The organism is Chloroflexota bacterium (assembly GCA_016875875.1).
Classification (GTDB): Bacteria; Chloroflexota; Dehalococcoidia; order GIF9; family UBA5629; genus 9FT-COMBO-48-23.
This window is the reverse complement of record VGOP01000003.1, coordinates 54,045-72,193: the sequence shown is the minus strand read 5'-3', so window position 1 is coordinate 72,193 and position 18,149 is coordinate 54,045. Positions and strand designations below refer to the sequence as shown.

Sequence of the window (18,149 nt, the reverse complement as noted above, 5' to 3'; positions counted from 1 at the left end):
TTATATAAAGATGATTACTATTTAATTATACTATTAATGAGAATAGTTATCAATATTATATCTTGCCGTCTATAACCTCTCGCATGAGTTTACAGTTTTCAGGTTGCCTCAATATCAGGACACTGGCACCCGCCAAAATAAGGCTAATGGCGGTAATGCTCTCCCACAGAAGCCCCTGCTTTTCGCTTTCCTTAGCCTGCTTGGTCCTGGCACACTCGCTGCCAAGGTCAGCGATAATGGGCATCTGCATGGTATTATCGCCGAACATGACGCCGATGTGCTTGGTTCTCTCCATTATAGTGAAGCTGTATTCCATACCATAACCCAAGGCCGAGCTTAATGGGTCGATGACTATCCGCTCACGGGGGAACGTCTTCAGCAGCTTTACATTTAACTCCTTCTCCAGGTTTATATCCAATGGAGACTGAGCGATTATGCAATGCCCATGGTCTAAAGCCGCCTTGCTTATAGGCTCATAGTTCTCCTTGGCCAGCGGACCCAGGAGGAGATTTTCACCGGCACAGACTTCCGCCACCTTGGTCAACACCTCGATATCCTTTGTCCCATCGCCAGAGCCATAGACGATAAGCGGCGTCTTTATGGCCGATGCCACCTGCTTGACTACGGCAGCGACCTTGTCCGCCGGAGCATTCGCCCCAGCCGGGTCAGTGCTCACCAGACGCAGGCAAACGAGGTCAGCACCAAGGTCTAAGCATTTCTTCGCCCAGGCCACCGGGTCGGAAAGAACGTCCTTATAAGGCCGGCATTCCCATTCGGTCCAGTTTGTCGGCGCAGCATCAAGGACTTCTAAAGCCAGCCGAGGTCGGTTCTCTATCTTGCCCTCGAAAAAATGAAAGGGGAGAACGCTCTCTCCCCCAATCTTTAAAGCTTTTTCTCCCTTACCAATCACCACCTCGGCTACTTTTCCTGAATAGGTCTCCAAAGGTGCTTTGTAGTCCATCGTTAACTCCTTTTAAAGAATTCTAACTCTCGAGCCAAGCGTGAGAGTAAAGTGTCTCTGCCATGAGCACTTTTGTGGTTTTAACGTAGTCTCGCTCTTTCTGCGACAGCGAAGCGATGTCTATAGCCTCCCCGTCCATCGTCTTGTAGATAAGGTCAACGATCTTAGGGAGCTCGCCCTTATTTAGCTTGACCAGCTCCTCATCCAGGACATCGGCAATTGCCGAGTAGAGCCCCCTTCTTCCCAGCATTATCATGTAGGTGCGATTGAGAATACCTCTGAGTTCCTCGGGTGTGCCGTTGGATACGTTTGACAGCCCTACCGTAGATTTAACACCGGGCATTAGGTCCGCCAACATGCCAATGAATTCGACAGCATCGGCAACTTGTTTCTGGTCGGCGCTCACCGGCAGTATTATGGGGTCAACCCAGATATCCTCGTTTGGGATACCAAGCTCATTGGCTAAGGCAATTGTTTCCATAATGCTTTCTATGCGGGCATCGATGTCAGGGGGACAGCCTTTGTCGGTGAGAACGGAAATAACCACATCGGTATTATATTTCTTAGCCAGTGGAAGCATGCGCTCTTTGCTGTCAGTTCTTCCCGAGGAAGAGTTAAGCAGAGGTCTTTTCTTGCAGGCCTTGAGGCCGGCTTCCATAGCTACAGGATTCAAAGTATCCACAGATATGGGTAAATCGGTGACTCCTTGAATTGTATTGACCAGCCACTGGGTTACCTCTTCCGGGTCCCTCTTCGCCGGACCGAGATTCAAGTCTATGTAGTCTGCCCCAGCGGCAGTCTGTGCTTTGGCTAGGTCTTGGATTACCTTGGGATTGCGTTCCTTGACAGCGTCATTGACGTCTTTAGAAATAATGTGAATGCTTTCGCCGATTAAAACCATGTGAGCCCCCTTCTATTTAATGCCCCCTGAAAAGCTTCGTTTTTCAGGGTTGATGGTATGATTAGGCCGAACCAAAGCAATATTGTATCACCTCACTATATAAGCGTCAACAGTATTTGTACCTGATTTGTACCTGTGAAGGGAAGTGGCAACTTTATGTATATAAATGAGGAGCGGTGCCCCTGCAGAAAAACACAGAGAAATTGAAAGCTGCCGCTGCTGAAAGCTATAATTGACCCCTGTGAGCTAAAAAAGATGAACAGTCTTGATGATATACTCTATGAGGTCTCTAAGCCGGCCCGGTACAGCGGTGGCGAGTGGAACAGCATTATAAAAGACTGGCAGGCGACTCCCATCCGAATCACCCTGGCTTTCCCCGACGTATACGAGGTCGGCATGTCCAATCTGGCACTGCCTATACTCTACAAAATACTAAATGACCAGCCTGACGTCCTCGTCGAGCGGGTTTATGCCCCCTGGGTGGACATGGAGGCGCAGCTACGACAGCATAATATACCGCTGTTCAGCCTGGAGACCAGACACCCTCTGAAAGATTTCGACATCATCGGCTTCTCGCTGGGCTACGAACTCACCTACACCAATGTGTTAAACATGCTCGACTTGGCTCAAATCCCGCTGTTCAGCCGCCAACGAAACGATTCACACCCCCTGATAATAGCCGGTGGTAGCTGCGTCCTTAACCCGGAGCCAATGGCTGATTTCATCGACTTATTTGTTATCGGCGAGGCTGAAGAGGCAATATTGAAATTACTAGACGTCTTCCGGGCTTACAAGGACAACAAAAAGCAACTGTTACCAGAAGCCTCAGCTATTCCTGGTTCATATGTCCCGAGCTTATACAAAGTGGCCTATCACAAAGATGGCACCTTCACCAGCATAACGCCAAAGGTGCCCGAAGCCAGGCTACCAATTGAGCGGCAGATAATTGCCGAATTGCCCCAGCCCGTTACCAAGCCGGTGATACCTCATATCAAAGTAGTTCATGACCGTGGAGCAGTCGAAATCCAGAGGGGGTGCAGCCGAGGGTGCCGCTTCTGCCAGGCCGGAATGATTTACCGTCCAGTCCGTGAACTTCCCGAGCAACAAGTAATCGAAGGTGTGGCAGAGCTTATAAGCAACTGCGGCTATAATGAAGTATCACTGGTTTCTCTGAGCACCGGAGATTACCATAACATAAGCGGCTTAATCCGCCATCTGTCTAGCAAATATTACCATGATAACCTATCCTTGTCCTTACCCAGCCTCCGCCTTGATGCATCGTCCATAGACCTGGTGGAATCACTGCCTTACCGACGCAAGACTACTCTGACCTTCGCTCCTGAAGCCGGCACTGAAAGGCTGCGGCAGGTCATAAACAAACGTATATCCGAAGAGGCGATGCTTGACACTTTCGCCACTGCCTTCGAAAAAGGCTGGCTGAACCTCAAGCTGTATTTCATGGTCGGGCTGCCTACCGAAACCATGGATGACGTAAAGGGCATAGCAGACCTGGTCACCAAAACCTGCCAGCTAGGCAAGAAGCTTAGGAATAAACCGCCACGGCTCAGGATCAGTGTAGCCACCTTTGTTCCCAAGCCTCATACCCCCTGCCAATGGTTAGCGCAGGATACAGAAGAGCAGCTAACCCCCAAACATGAACTGCTCAAACAGGGCTTGCGCCGGACTGGAGCTCACCTTTCATGGCAGGACACTAAAACCAGCCAGATTGAAGCAGTCTTATCTCGAGGTGACCGCAGACTTGGCAAAGTCATCCATAGGGCCTGGGAACTGGGCAGCAAATTCGATGCCTGGCAGGAATGTTTCAACTACGATAACTGGCTGCATGCCTTCAAGGAAATCGGACTCGACCCAGCCTTTTATGCTAATCGGGAACGACCTCTGGACGAAGTATTACCCTGGCAGCATATTGACATTGGGGTAACGCCTGCCTTTCTCACTAAAGAACATCGGGATATGTGGCAAGAGAAGGAGACACCGGATTGTCGCTATGGCCACTGCAATGCCTGCGGGTTACAGCAACAGCATCCCGACTGCCAGCAAAAATTCAAGGCAACTGTCAAATTGATATAATAATACGACATTATATTAAGGAAAGGAGGGGGGCTATGGTAGGCACATCTTTGCCTTCGGAATCGGTATACTGGCCATTCAAGAAATACATGGATATGTATAACCAGTCAATACAAGACCCACAACGTTTTTGGGCTGAAGAAGCCCGCAAGTTGGACTGGTTCAAGACGTGGGACAATGTCCTTGAGTGGGAACCACCCTTCGCCCGCTGGTTCGCCGGCGGCAAAATAAACGCCAGCTATCAATGCGTGGACCGGCATGTTAAGACCTGGCGGAGAAGCAAGGTTGCCATATACTGGGAGGGTGAGTTGGGGGATAGCCAGGTATTAAGCTATTCCACCCTTTATAGGTGGGTCAATAAGTTCGCTTCAGTCCTCAAGAATCTAGGTGTAAATAAAGGGGATACGGTCGTTCTATATCTGCCGATGATTCCCGAGCTGCCCATATTCATGCTCGCCTGCGCCAGAATCGGGGCCCCACATACCGTCGTTTTCTCCGGTTTCAGTGCCCAGGCTCTGGCCGACCGAATCAACGATATACAGGCCAAGGTTCTGGTCACCGCAGATGCCGGTTTCAGAAGAGGTAAACACCTGGAACTCAAAAAGATCAGCGATGAAGCCGTAAGCCTAGCGCCCTCAATAAAAAAGGTGGTGGTGGCTAGAAGAGCAGGTATAGACGTAAAGATGAAACAAGGACGAGATTTCTGGCTTCATGAACTACTTGATGATGCTAGCTCATTCGTGCCCGCTGAACCTGTTGAGGCCACCCATCCTCTTTACATTCTTTATACATCAGGTACCACCGGAAAGCCTAAGGGCATTGTCCACGGCACCGGCGGCTACCTCGTTTTCACTAATTCCGGCTACGAATGGGTCTTTAATGTAAAGGAGGAATCGGTTTACTGGTGCACCGCCGATGTTGGCTGGGTCACCGGGCACAGCTCCATAGTCTATGGCCCCTTGTGCCATGGCGCTGCCATAGTCCTCTACGAAGGAGCTCCTGACTACCCCTCGGTAGATAGATGGTGGGACATCGTAGAGAAATATGGAGTTTCTATATTTTATACCTCGCCTACCGGCATCAGGATGCTGATGAAATATGGCGAGGATGTGGTCAAAAGACACGACCTGAGCAGCCTAGAGCTATTGGGCAGCGTTGGAGAAGCCATAAATCCCGAAGCCTGGCAATGGTATTACAAGGTCATCGGCGGCGAAAGATGTCCCATAGTGGACACCTGGTGGCAGACCGAAACCGGCGGCACGATGATATCGCCAACACCAGGTATAGAACTGGTACCTCTCAAACCGGGCTCAGCAACCTTCCCCCTGCCCGGGGTCAATGCTGATATAATTGATGAAAGTGGTAAATCAGTGCCAGCCGGAGAGAAAGGCTATCTGGTTATAAAGTCACCGTGGCCGGGTATGCTAATGGGTATACACGGAGACCCACAAAGATACCAGGAAACCTACTGGTCTAAATTCCCCGGCATGTTCTATACCGGCGACTATGCCATCAAGGACAAAGATGGCTACTACTGGTTGCTGGGCAGAGCCGATGAAGTCCTTAAAATAGCTGGACACAGAATAGGCACAATAGAGATAGAAGATGCTGTTGTATCTCACGACGCTGTAGTTGAGGCGGCTGTAGCCAGCAGGCCAGACGAGGTTAAGGGTGAAAGCGTGGTTATCTTCGCTATACTCAAGCAAGGAGTAGAACCCTCTCAGGAACTTAAGAACAAGATAAAGCAGCACATACGCCAGACAATGGGGCCTGTAGCCACTCCTGATGAAATCTACTTTGTCGCCAAGTTGCCCAAGACAAGGAGTGGAAAAATTATGAGACGAGTTCTCAAAGCGGTAGCCAGCGGCACCAAAATCGGCGACTTGACCACCCTGGAAGATGAGGCCTCCGTGGAGGAAGTGAAGAAAGCCTTTGAGGAGCTTAAGAAAGAGGTGTAGAGCGACATATATTCCTCCCTCCCTGGTGGGGGCGAGTTAGAGGAAAGGTTGTCGGCTTTACCTCCTATATGATATACTGCTCGCGATATTCGGCCTTTTGTTGAGAACTCTTTATGCCTGGCAAAGGCTACATTCTAGTAATCGACCAAGGAACCACAGGAAGCGCTGCCCTCCTCTTTGATGAGGCGGGTCAGGTGGCGTCCAGCGCCGACCGGGAGATACGCCAGATCTATCCACAGCCCGGCTGGGTAGAACACGACCCCAAAGAGATTTTCCGCACCTCTCTAGCCGTGGCCCAGGAATCCCTCCAAAAAGCTGGGGTGTCCGCCTCTCAGGTGAAAGGCATGGGTATCACCAACCAGCGGGAGACAACCGTGGTATGGGACCGCCGTACCGGTGAGCCCGTGAGCAATGCCATAGTCTGGCAGTGCCGCCGCACCGCCCCACTGTGCGAGGAACTCAAGCAAAGGGACTTGAGCGGGCTCATCAAGGAGAAGACCGGATTGCCCATAGATGCCTATTTTTCTGCTACTAAACTTCGCTGGATTTTAGACCACATACCTGAGGGACAACGCCGTGCCCAGCAGGGCGATTTATTGTTCGGCACGATAGATAGCTGGCTAGTCTGGAATCTTACCGGTGGCGCTGTCCATATTACCGACTACAGCAACGCTTCCCGTACCATGTTATTTAACATCCACACTCTTGAGTGGGACAAGGAGATTCTTACTATCCTGAGCATACCAGAGGCTGTTCTTCCCAAGGTGATGCCTTCCAGTCATGGTTATGGTGAGACTACTGCTGGCCTGCTGGGGGATGCTCGGATACCTCTGGGTGGCATAGCTGGCGACCAGCAGGCTGCCCTATTTGGCCAGGCTTGTTACGATGCCTGTATGGCAAAGAACACCTACGGGACAGGTTCATTTATCCTGCTCAACACCGGTGACAAGCCGATTCCCTCTGAGAAAGGCCTAGTGACAACTGTGGCCTGGGGGTTAGATGGCAAGTTCGCTTATGCCATGGAAGGAAGCATCTTTATCACCGGCGCTGCCATCCAATGGTTGCGTGATGGCTTGGGCCTGATAAAAAGCGCTGCTGAGAGCGAGCCGCTCGCCCGCTCCGTACCTGATAATGGTGGGGTTTACTTCGTCCCTGCTTTTGTGGGTCTGGGTGCTCCTTACTGGGATATGTATGCTCGAGGAACTATCATTGGACTCACTCGAGGCACCACCGCAGGACACTTGGCAAGGGCTACCCTGGAGGCTATCGCCTACCAAGCTCGGGATGTAGTAGAGGTGATGAGCGATGAAGCCTGCATCCAATTGGCCTTGCTCAGGGTAGATGGTGGTGGCACTGCCAATTCACTCCTGATGCAATTTCAGGCGGACATACTGGGAGTGCCCATTCAGCCGGCGCTGGTAGCTGAGACCACGTCTCTAGGAGCTGCTTACCTGGCTGGTCTGGCGATGGGCATGTGGAAAGATACCACTGAGCTTGCCCGAATGTGGCGCGCTGCTAAGACCTATGAGCCAAGTATGTCCGCTGACCAGCGGGAGAACCTTTATGCCGGCTGGAAACGAGCCGTGGAACGCGCCCGAGGCTGGGTCGAAAGCTGACACCCCCTCACTCTGACTTTCTGCCGCCAGGGGAGAGACTAAATCTATATCTCCTCTTCCCTGATGGGAGAGGAATGAGGTGAGGGTGAAAAATAAACTATCTAGCATTGGAGAGGACAGCATGAAAAGAGAATTCGGTACCATTGCCAAGGAAAAATTCGACTTAATTGTAATAGGCGGCGGCATTATAGGCACCGGTATTGCCCGTGATGCCTCTCTCCGCGGCATAAAGACTTTGCTCATTGAGAAGGAAGACTTTGGCTATGGCACCACTTCTCGTTCCTCTCGCTTGATTCACGGAGGGCTGCGTTACCTGCGAATGCTGGAATTTCACCTTGTGGGGCAGGACCTGCGAGAGAGAGAAGTTCTATTGAAAATTGCACCACACCTGGTACATCCCTACCCATTTATAATACCCATAACCAGCCTTTATTACCAAATAGCTCTGAGCCTAGGCGTGCGAATGTATGATGTGATGGCTGCGGGCAAGTCTATGCCTTCCCACCAGCATCTGTCACGGCGTGAGACTCTGGAGATGGAGCCGGAACTTGCGGAGATAAAGGGCCTGAAAGGTGCCATACTCTACTATGATTGTCAAGCGCCGTTTACGGAGCGTCTGGGCATAGAGAATGTGCTCTGCGCTGCGGAGCACGGTGCCACCATCGTAAACCATGCTCAGCTTACCGGGTTCCTTAGAGATGGTAACGATGTCTGCGGCATAAAAGTGCTGGATTGCCTATCAGGAGAGACCTATAAAGTGAAAGCGCGGCTGGTGGTCAATGCCGCTGGGCACTGGGTTGACTGTGTCAGGGATTTGCTTCACGGCGGCCCGGCCAGCACGGTACGCCGGACCAAGGGCATACACCTGCTCACTCCAAAGCTGACAAACGAGGCTTTAGTTCTCTTTTCTCCCATAGATGGTCGTCTCTTCTTCGTCATGCCCTGGTTGGACTATACTTTTATAGGCACCACCGATACCGACTATTCCGGTGACCTTGATGCTGTTTGTGCTGACGAATCTGACGTGGCGTATATGCTGCATGGACTCCACCAGGTCTTCCCGAAATTGCGGAGTGAGGACATCATCTATACTGTCGCTGGGTTGCGTTCCCTGGCTCACATCGGCGGTGAAAAGCCATCGGACATTACGCGTGAGCACAAGGTGCTTGACCATAAACAGAGGGACGGCATAGGGGGCTTCATATCGGTGCTGGGAGGCAAGATAACCGCCTACCGCGCTGTAGCCAAGGATGCGGTGGATGTGGTCTGCCGCAAGCTGGGCATGGAGGCAAAATGTACCACGGCTGAGGTTCCTCTGCCCGGGGCACCGGCTGTACCCCAAGAAAAGGTGGCCAAGGCGGCTAAGGAAAACGGCCTCCCCGTTGAGACGGTGGCGCATCTTGCCGACCTATATGGCTCCCGCTTCTCGCAGGTCTTGAAGCTGGTGAAACGTGATAAACGAGGCGGGCAACCCATCTGCCCGCACTGTAAGGATATTCTGGCACAGATAGAGTACAGCGTAAAAGAGGAAAGTGCCCTTACAGTGAGCGACTTTCTGCTCCGGCGCAGTGCTGCGGGGCTGGAGTCATGTCAGGGGTTGGATGGTGTGGAGACGGTGTCAAAAGAGATGGGGCGTCTTTTGGGGTGGAGCAAGGCTGAGCAGCAGCGGCAGGTTGAGGCCTACCGTGCCCATGCAGCTTTAGGTCAGCATTTCAGAACTGGTTCAGGGAAACGGCCGAAGAGGTCCAGGAAGGTTTGACACTCAAAGTCAAACTGTGCTAACTTTTAACGCGTGGCAGCGTAGCTCAGTGGCAGAGCAGGGGACTCATAAGCCCTTGGTCAGTGGTTCAAATCCACTCGCTGCCACCAGTCCTCAATCAAATTGTCATTTAAAGCCGAAGGCGTGGCAATCTCGTAAAATTATCAGGGGGTGATTAAAATGAAGAAGGTTATACTTTTCGGTTTACTGGCAGGGTTGGTTATGCTTATAGTAAGCCTGGCGCTTGGCCCGTTGTTTAATCTTATTTTTCCATCGTTAGCAGCAGAATATAACAATACGAATCTGTTCAGGCCATGGTCTGATCCAATCATGTACCTTATGCTTGTCGAACCTTTCATTTTGGGTATTATACTTGCCTGGATATTTTCTGTTACAAAGGACTTATTCAAAACTGAAAAAGCCTGGAAAAAGGGAATATATTTCGGGCTATGTTACTGGGTGATAACTATTCCGGGCATGGTGATGTCTTATAGCAGCTTTCCAGTATCATTGCTCATGATCATAACCTGGAGTATCAGCATATTAATTCAGGCGATAGTTGCCGGGTTAATTTACGCTAGATTTATCAAATAAAGATATAAGAGCTTTCAATTGCTTGGTCGTTGGTTCAAATCCAGCCGCTGCCACCACGAAGTATACATCCACCTCATTAGAACAAGGGACTCATCAAAATCCTCAAAGCTATCCACACAGTCAATAAAAATGGCTATTGAAATAGGGATAGGCAGATGTTACCATTTGGGTTAGACCATCAGGTGGAGGATAGCAGAATATGATAACTCTAACAGATTCAATAGAAATAGAAGCAGCACCAGAAAAAGTATTTGAATGGCTCGTTCAGCGTTTTAAAGACAAGGAAGCCTATCAAGCTTGGCATCCTGACCATGTAGACGTTAGCTGGATTAAGGGCGGACCTCTCCAGGAAGGCTCAATCATGTATGCTGAGGAGTATCTTCATGGGCAACTGCATAAACTAAAATTTGTTACTACTAAAATAGTTCCTAACAAAGAGGTGGAATATAGGTTTTTATTCCCATGGTCAATTTTTGCTCCAGGGAACACATTTCTCATAGAGCCAAAGGGGGAAAGAAGTTGTATTTTCACCGCTACAGTTAGTTTCAGAGGCGGTCCGCTATTTAAGAAACTCGCCAAAAACAGGATTGAGGCTACGAAACAGCATATGAAAGAAGAGGGGGAAAACCTGAAAAATATACTAGAAAGGAAAAAAGATTCGTCCAGAAGCAATAGCAAATAGCCTCGAAAAACTATTCACTATTGATACTAAGATAGATATAGTTAGTAGTGAATGGTTTTAGGGGTTTGGGGCTCGGTTGTAGTCTCCAGTTTGCTAAAGACTCGAACCTCCGGATTTATTAGTAAAGAGTCCTCTAGTGTAAAAGCAATATGGCAGAACATACTAGCGTGATTTATCAGGGCCAAAAGGGACTGCGTTTGGGGCGACCCTGTAAATTCCATACAGCTTCCTTTATTGCCTAGATTGCAGGAATAGGGGGAGATAGTCAATTCCTATCTCTGTCTGGCTGTTGTAAAATACCTTAAGAGCTTCTATTAGTTTTGCTGAAGGCGGCCTTTTACCTTGCTTAACCTGAGAAATGTAGGACTTACTGAAATTGCTTAACTCCGCTTCATTTCCCAAGTTGACAACAGCCTGCAATCGCCGTATTCTACAGAGGAGACAGTATTAAAGGAGTATGCGGATGAGAAGGTTGGGTATGCTTTGCTCCATGCTGATGCTGGCTTTACTTCTGTTGGCGACATCCTGTGTCACCAGAGAAGTTCCGGTAGTCGAGACGTATTATGAGACTGAATACAGGACTGAGTACAAGACGGAGTCCTACTCGGATACCGTGGAAACCGTGATACACTCCGCCGAAGGCAAAACGTTCCTTAACCACACGGTTCAGTGGTATACCGATGTGAGTGTCGCAGGCTTTGAGGGCATAAGGGGTAGCTACTATTATGGTTATGAGCTAGCTCCTTCGGGACATTCTAGAAGCCAGGTCAAAGTTCGTGTTTCACCGGGTGCACAGCTCCAGGAAGGCTTGATACGGGTGTATGACCTTACTGGCATAGGGCAGATTCCACCTAGGCCTACACCGTTTCAGAAATTGGGGTTACAGCCAGAAGAATTGTATTGGCTCGATGCCTTTAATGCTGTGCTGACGTCGGCACGCGTCCTTGGCGAGCTGCGCACGGGCATAGAGCTGGACGACTATATTGTCTTTGATGCTGAGGGGGTAAGAGAATTCGCCATACTTGCCACGACATGGCACGCATATGCCATCACAAGTGTCCTATTGGTGTGGTCAGACGATGTCGTCGTACAGGAGACCGTAACCAAGGAGAGGCAAGTCCCCTATCAAGTACCATACCAGGTAGAGAAGCAGAGAACTGTAACGAAAACCGAAGTAGTGCCCATTTGGGACGTCATTTTGGGGAGGTAGTGGCCTCTACTGTTTTACATGCCAACCTTGGTCAAGATATCCCTTGAAGTCCACGAGTTATTTACGCATTCTGAACCTGAGTTCAGCGCCTGTGTGTTCCCGAGGCCGACATGATGCGCGCTATGAGGTAAATAACACCCGCAATGAAAATATAAACCAAGCCCAGTATGATTAAACTGAATTTACATGTAGCGCATATATAAGCCATCTGTGGGTAGGGCTCCGCAACTGTGCCGAATAGCATAACTATCAGTGCCCAGTTTTCAATAGCGTCAAATACGGCGGCCAGCCACAGACCCCAGGCAAGCAACATGCCCAGAGCGCGCCACTTCCTCCCTGACAGGACACTGGCACCCCATACGCAGGCCAGAGCGATGGTGGTGGCATAAACCGGCATATAAAGGTAATCCAAGCCAAGTCCAAAGCTGGCTCTTAACTGAGCGGCAATATCCCAGGCATTGATAATATTGGTTGCTCTCTCGATGCTGCCGGCAAGCTCGAAGGCCACAATATTGGGAGTGGATGGTCCGATGACACGGAACATTACCGATAGTGCAACAGTTGCAACTAGCAAGGGAAGAAAGGTAGCAAGTCGCTTCCCTTGAGGTATTGAGTTCAGGGGGTGATACATAACAACGTAATAATTATCATTCACATAGGTTATTTTGTCAATAGCGGGTAGTGTTTCCGTGGAAATTCAACAGTCCGTGTAATATCATGGACGTCCTATGCTTTTACCTCTTGACAAGAATGCTTCCAAGCTGTTTAAATTAAGCTATAAAAAAATTTGTTTCAGGAGGTGGTTTATGCACAGGTTTTCCAAGATTTTTCTGGCAACCCTTTTTTCCCTGCTGTTAGTCCTAACTTCCATGGCTTTTGCCTGCGCACCCGCGGCGCAACCCGAATCTCCACCCAAACCACAACCCACACCACCAGGGATGATAAACTCCGCCCTGGGGCCGATTTCTCCCGACAAGCTTGGTTGGACACTAGTACACGAGCATTTGCAATCGGCATATACTGGCTGGTATGCCGATGCCAGCATGGCGCCCTATGACCGAGAGGCTGCTCTACAGGCGTGTCTAAAGGCATGTGAGGCGGCCAAGGCAGCAGGCATCCAGACAATCATTGATGCCACCGCCAACGACATGGGCGGTCGTGACCCCTTGCTGTACAAGGAACTTTCTCAGAAGACCGGTATAAACATAATCTTTGCCACCGGGCTTTATACTGAAGAGGAAGGTGCCCCGGCCTACTGGAGGATGAGGACGGCATTCGGTACGGACATCTCTAAGATGATATCCGAGATGATGATAAAAGAGATAACGGAAGGCGTCGGCACAACTGGCATCAAGGCCGGTGTTATAAAGGTGGCATCCGGCCCGGAAATGACGGACTATGAAAAGGCGGTGCATAAAGCGGCGGCTATTGCCCAGAAGGCCACCGGCGTGCCCATTATCACCCACACCCAGGGTCCCACCGGCGGCGTGGAGCAGGCCGAGTTTCTAGTAAACCAGGGCGCTGACCCCAAGAAAGTCATGATAGGGCATGTCAATAATTCCAAGGACGTCAACTATCATAGGTCAATACTTCAAAAGAGTGTCAACATTGCCTTTGACCGATTTGGAATAGCTGGTTTATTGGGCGGTGCCCCTGACGACGTCAGCGTCCAGAATATCGCCACGCTGTGCAAAGAGGGGTATGCTAATAAGATTATGCTGTCTCACGATACTATGAATTTCTGGCTGAGCCGCCCCATCCAAGTATCGGATGCAATTATGAAGATGCTCGCCAATTGGAGGGTCGACCACATATCAGAAGATATTATACCGGCGCTTAAGGCACAGGGCGTGACCGATGACCAGATTAAGACCATGATGGTCGAGAATCCGAAGAACCTGTTTCTTGGGAAATAATAAATAGGCTCCAGTTGCTGATAAACAAAGGGCAGGGGGTTTATTCCCGTGCCCTTTGTTTATGAATTGCTATAGATGGAGTTTCGTGCGTCCTGGAGCTAAGTTAATATTGACTGGAAGCGGGGGAAGTCAATAGAATAAAATATCCCAGAAAGGAGAAGCGAATGCAATATATAACCACCCCGGAGCAGGAGAAATTCCGCCAGAGCATACGTAAGCTAGCAGAGGAAAAGATAGCCCCGCGCTCTGCAGAGATCGACCGCACGGGAGAGTTCCCCTGGGATATTTTTGAGCTGTTCAAGGCTAACAACCTGTTCAGCTTGCATCTACCCAAGGAGTGCGGTGGCACGGATAAAGATATGTTAACCTGCTGCATCTTCAGCGAAGAGATATCCCGCGTTGACCCCAGTTGTTCCAACATCGTTGGTTCGAGCTGGCTTGCCGCTGAACCGATACTCATCGCCGGAAGTCCGGAGCAAAAGTTAAAACACCTGACTCCTTTGGCCAAGGGTGAAGGGACATTTGCTTTCGGGCTCACCGAGCGCAAAGCCGGCTCCGACGCCGCTGCCATGGAGAGCGTGGCCAGATTAGAGGGAAGCAAATACATACTTAACGGTTCCAAATGCTTCATCACCAATGGTAACGTGGCCATCACCTATACTATCTTCGCTAAAACAGACCCGGATAAAGGTGTGCGCGGCATCTCGGCCTTCATCGTCCCCAGAAAAACCCCCGGCTTGTCCATTGGAAAGTTGGAGGACAAGATGGGGATTAGAGGTTCGCAGGTGTCTGAACTCATCTTCGAGAACTGCCCCGTGCCCGCCGAGAACCTGCTGGGTGAGGCGGGCAGAGGCTTCACATATGCCATGATGACGCTGGACCGCACACGGCCGGTGATAGGTGCACAAGCAGTAGGCATTGCACAGGGGGTGCTGGACTATGTGACCAAATATGCCAAGGAAAGAGTCCAGTTCAATGCACCCATCGCCAATCTGCAGGGAGTCCAGTTTATGCTCGCCGATATGGCTATTCAGGTCGAGGCAGCGCGCGCCATTGTCTACCGGGCGGCATCAGCCATCGACAACAAAGTTCCTAATCTTAGCTATATCTCGGCGATATCGAAGACATTTGCTTCTGATGTAGCCATGAGGGTAACCACCGACGCCGTGCAGGTTATGGGCGGCTATGGTTATATAAAGGACCACCCGGTGGAGAGGATGATGCGGGATGCCAAGATAACTCAGATTTACGAGGGCACCAACCAGGTCCAAAGGGTGGTCATCTCGCGTGCCATGCTCGCTTAACGGAGAGCCTTAGTCTTAACTTAGAGCCGCCTTTAGGTGTCAGTATTAGCGGCTGCTGAATTTGATAGCCCGGTCGTAAAGTAGTTCCGTGTAGGCCGGCCCCACCCTGGTAGCTGGCTCTAAATAGGCACGAATCGCCACGAAAGCGGGCTCATCAAGTTCGACTCCATGTGCTTTGGGCCCAGTTGGCACTGCCACACAGTTCTTTTCGGAGCTACAGCTACGCGCAAACTTACACACGTAAAGATATTTAGCCAGCGGGTTGCCGGGTAAATATTCCTCAGCGCTCCCTGTATACTCGGTGCTAAATATACCGGTTACCCCGTTCCAGCCAGCTTGGCCGTAAAAGGAGCAGTTTGAGTACGTAGCCTTTCCGCTGGCAGCATGGTTAACGCCATACACAATAATAAACTCATCAGGGTCATCGCCCAGTGTAAAGGTATCGCTGCGCAGGTAAACCGTGTCGCGGCTTTCTCCGGCCACATACGTCTCTGTCTGTACCGCTTCATAAGACTCAGGAAGCCAGAGAGAAGTTTCCAGCTCGTTCGCTGAAAGGTTGCTGTACTTTGCCAGTATAGCCAGGCGCAGCTCATCTAGTGCCGGCTGTAAATCCACCTCCGTTTTGCCGGTACCCCTGACGCGCAACTCAGGTGCCGGAAACGGGTCGAGTTTTGTCGATGATTCAGGTATGACCCGATAGGCTAACGACACGGCATTTACATATTCCTGCCCCGCTTTTTCGTCGGCAAAGAGCGCCATGCGTTGACCAAAGACAATTGTGTCAAACTCGGGGCCTGTGCCCAGTTTGACCATTGAGCTCGGAATTACGTAAGTGTTTATGATATCCTCGGAATACCCTGCGGCTGTGGCAACGCTGCGTATGCGCTGGTCAGTGTCCTTATCAGCCGTGATGATGATGATAGTATCTTTGTTAAAAGGATTTCCCTTTGCCCCATCAGGGGTACCGGAAGTCTTGATGGTGAGGTTATTTAGCGGGTCATTAAAGCTGGTCCAGACCCATTTACGCTGTTTTTCTTTCTCATAGTATTTATAGAAGATAAAACCGCAGTAGCTGAAGTAGGCGCATTCCGGAGGGGTCTTGGTGACGATAACAAGCGCCTCATCGGGATTTAACTGCCATCCCTGTATCAGCCCGGGAGTACCATATAACACGTTTTCTATCTTCTCTTGGGCGTTAGATATGTCCTTCAGGTCTGTTATGTTCACATTATCTGGAATAGCACCAAATACCCCTCTATAAGGTGCACCAGCGTTATTGCCAGCAGCATTGGCTAATTTCCCCGCTTCATATATTTTAATCAAATCCACATGGACAAATGGCGCCAGTTTCAAAGTAAAGCCGCTCTTCTCTAATGACGAGCGGAAAGTGTCAATGTCACCGCTGGATACAGTGGTGGCACTTCCCGATGGAGCACAGGATATTGCTACGGATATGAGGACTAAGGAAATAATTGAAACTAAGGTAACCGGCAATAATCGTGGCATTTTCTTTACCCTCCTTGCTTTTTCTCTATATTGGTTTCTGATCACCTTATTATGTTTGGATTTTACTTCAGGCGCTCTGCTTAGTCAACATGATAGCGTCTTGACTTTCGTCACGCCGTCGCTTATCGTAGAGCTATGGTACCGATTCGGGAGTCATAGCTTGAGATGAGCGGACGAGATAGTTTCATATTGGAACTTATTTATTTCGCGGTAGGTTGTGCCGCATTAGGAATAGTAATAACCTTTATTATGGTTTATGCCTGCCAGTATTTCGGCATCGATATATACAAGAACTTGTGGCTGCTGCTGGTGCCTCTGTTTTTATCGATTGCCCTGAATATCACCTTTATCGAGCTGTATCGCAAGTACAAGAAGAAATAGACATACCAACCCCATATCCATATCTTCCTGTAATACTCTAATGGCGAAAATTCTGAATAAGACAAAAGTTGCCCTGGTAAGATGCGATACATACGAAGAGGACAAGGTCTTTAAGTCGGTCCAGGAAGGGCTTGGCCTTCTCGGTGGGGTTTCCATTTTCGCAAAAGGCAACGAAAAAATCGTAATGAAACCGAATGTGCTCATTGGCGCCAATCCTGAGAACTGCGTAACTACGCATCCGGCAGTGTTCAAAGCGGTGGGGCAATTGCTCATGGAAGCGGGTGCCAGTGTCTACTATGGCGACTCACCGGCGTTCGGCAAGGCTGAGTTTAATATGAGAATAGCCGGACTGAAGCGGGTCGCGGATGAGTCTGGGTTTCACCTGGCTGATTTTGATGCCGGCAGGCCGGTCAGTCACCCCGATGGTTTACTGGTGAAGAGCTTCGTGATTGCTAACGGAGTTCTGGGCTGTGACGGGTTGGTGAGCCTGCCGAAGCTAAAAACGCACCCTCTTGTCCGGTTTACCGGAGCGGTTAAGAACCAGTTTGGCTGTGTGCCCGGCTTGCTGAAGAGCCAGTACCATGTTAAGTTGCCCGACCCGTACGATTTTGCCACTATGCTTGTTGACTTGAATACTCTGGTCAAACCGCGTCTTTGTGTTATGGATGGCATTATGGCAATGGAAGGCAATGGACCGCGAAGCGGCAAGCCGAGAAATATGAACGTACTGCTATTGTCCACTGACCCCATTGCGCTGGATGCAACTGCTTGCAGGATAATCGACCTCGACCCCGCAGTGGTGCCGACATCGAAACCGGGGGAACAGTCCGGCCTGGGAACATACCATGCTGAGAACATCGAAATAGTCGGAGAAAATATGGAGCAGTTCTTCGATAACAAGTTCGACGTAATTCGGACTCCTCCAATGCCTTGCACCAGTAGCCGATTGAGAACCTTCGTTAAGAATCAAATATGCGACAGGCCGGTTATCGACAAAGCAAAATGCACCAATTGTGGCACCTGTGTTGAGATGTGCCCCGTCAACCCAAAAGCTGTTAACTGGCACACAGGTGATAAATCCAGGCAGCCCACACACAAATACGACCTCTGCATCCGCTGTTACTGCTGCCAGGAAACATGCCCCGAGGGAGCTATTATGCTGGAGAGTCCACTACTGGCTAGATTATTCTCCCGTATTTAATTTTCGGAGTTTAATGGACATACTTGATGGCAGGCATTGCCGGGCGGGGCGTGTTTTGGGGGCAGGTCT

15 protein-coding genes and 1 tRNA gene are annotated in these 18,149 nt (G+C 50.1%); 12 read left to right on the top strand and 4 right to left on the bottom strand.

Annotated features, from left to right (window positions below; genetic code table 11):
* Positions 1–55: 55 nt before the first annotated feature.
* Together FJ023_03090 and FJ023_03085 are read right to left on the bottom strand one after the other, a co-directional pair.
* A complete protein-coding gene (locus tag FJ023_03090) occupies positions 56–961 on the bottom strand; it encodes an acetyl-CoA decarbonylase/synthase complex subunit delta (protein MBM4446322.1) in 906 nt (301 codons plus the stop codon).
* A 22-nt stretch (positions 962–983) separates the two neighbouring features.
* On the bottom strand, positions 984–1,862 hold the full coding sequence (locus tag FJ023_03085; protein MBM4446321.1) for a dihydropteroate synthase: 879 nt from the start codon (positions 1,860–1,862) through the stop codon (positions 984–986).
* A 255-nt stretch (positions 1,863–2,117) separates the two neighbouring features.
* Between FJ023_03085 and FJ023_03080 the strand changes: the two genes are divergently transcribed.
* The 8 genes from FJ023_03080 to FJ023_03045 all read left to right on the top strand — a co-directional run bounded on the left by FJ023_03080 (position 2,118) and on the right by FJ023_03045 (position 11,772).
* A complete protein-coding gene (locus tag FJ023_03080; protein MBM4446320.1) occupies positions 2,118–3,953 on the top strand; it encodes a TIGR03960 family B12-binding radical SAM protein in 1,836 nt (611 codons plus the stop codon).
* A 35-nt stretch (positions 3,954–3,988) separates the two neighbouring features.
* Positions 3,989–5,911, top strand: coding sequence for an acetate--CoA ligase (gene acs / locus FJ023_03075; GenBank protein ID MBM4446319.1), 1,923 nt, complete (start codon positions 3,989–3,991; stop codon positions 5,909–5,911).
* A gap of 113 nt (positions 5,912–6,024) precedes the next feature.
* The gene (glpK, locus tag FJ023_03070) at positions 6,025–7,527 is read left to right on the top strand and encodes a glycerol kinase GlpK (protein ID MBM4446318.1); all 1,503 of its coding nucleotides are present in this window, start codon (positions 6,025–6,027) and stop codon (positions 7,525–7,527) included.
* A 121-nt stretch (positions 7,528–7,648) separates the two neighbouring features.
* Complete coding sequence (locus FJ023_03065; protein ID MBM4446317.1) at positions 7,649–9,286, top strand: glycerol-3-phosphate dehydrogenase/oxidase; 1,638 nt, start codon at positions 7,649–7,651, stop codon at positions 9,284–9,286.
* A gap of 35 nt (positions 9,287–9,321) precedes the next feature.
* A tRNA-Met gene (locus tag FJ023_03060) sits at positions 9,322–9,396 on the top strand.
* A gap of 70 nt (positions 9,397–9,466) precedes the next feature.
* Complete coding sequence (locus FJ023_03055; GenBank protein ID MBM4446316.1) at positions 9,467–9,880, top strand: hypothetical protein; 414 nt, start codon at positions 9,467–9,469, stop codon at positions 9,878–9,880.
* Between the two features lie 199 nt (positions 9,881–10,079).
* Positions 10,080–10,562 carry an SRPBCC family protein gene (locus tag FJ023_03050; protein ID MBM4446315.1) on the top strand — a complete coding sequence of 161 codons (483 nt, stop codon included), beginning with the start codon at positions 10,080–10,082 and terminating at the stop codon, positions 10,560–10,562.
* 463 nt (positions 10,563–11,025) lie between these two features.
* Entirely contained in the window at positions 11,026–11,772 is a 747-nt protein-coding gene (locus FJ023_03045) for a hypothetical protein (GenBank protein MBM4446314.1), read from the top strand.
* 82 nt (positions 11,773–11,854) lie between these two features.
* On the opposite strand, the gene FJ023_03040 is transcribed toward FJ023_03045, so the two are convergent.
* Entirely contained in the window at positions 11,855–12,316 is a 462-nt protein-coding gene (locus FJ023_03040; protein MBM4446313.1) for a hypothetical protein, read from the bottom strand.
* 394 nt (positions 12,317–12,710) lie between these two features.
* Here FJ023_03040 and FJ023_03035 point away from each other — a divergent pair, with 394 nt between their 5' ends.
* Together FJ023_03035 and FJ023_03030 are read left to right on the top strand one after the other, a co-directional pair.
* A complete protein-coding gene (locus FJ023_03035; GenBank protein MBM4446312.1) occupies positions 12,711–13,688 on the top strand; it encodes a phosphotriesterase-related protein in 978 nt (325 codons plus the stop codon).
* 164 nt (positions 13,689–13,852) lie between these two features.
* A complete protein-coding gene (locus FJ023_03030; protein ID MBM4446311.1) occupies positions 13,853–14,992 on the top strand; it encodes an acyl-CoA dehydrogenase in 1,140 nt (379 codons plus the stop codon).
* Between the two features lie 45 nt (positions 14,993–15,037).
* Here the strand turns inward: FJ023_03030 and FJ023_03025 are convergent, their stop codons facing one another.
* Positions 15,038–16,498, bottom strand: coding sequence for a hypothetical protein (locus tag FJ023_03025; protein ID MBM4446310.1), 1,461 nt, complete (start codon positions 16,496–16,498; stop codon positions 15,038–15,040).
* Positions 16,499–16,663: 165 nt separating this feature from the next.
* Here FJ023_03025 and FJ023_03020 point away from each other — a divergent pair, with 165 nt between their 5' ends.
* A complete protein-coding gene (locus FJ023_03020) occupies positions 16,664–16,879 on the top strand; it encodes a hypothetical protein (protein MBM4446309.1) in 216 nt (71 codons plus the stop codon).
* Positions 16,880–16,919: 40 nt separating this feature from the next.
* Complete coding sequence (locus tag FJ023_03015; GenBank protein ID MBM4446308.1) at positions 16,920–18,080, top strand: DUF362 domain-containing protein; 1,161 nt, start codon at positions 16,920–16,922, stop codon at positions 18,078–18,080.
* Positions 18,081–18,149 lie beyond the last annotated feature (69 nt).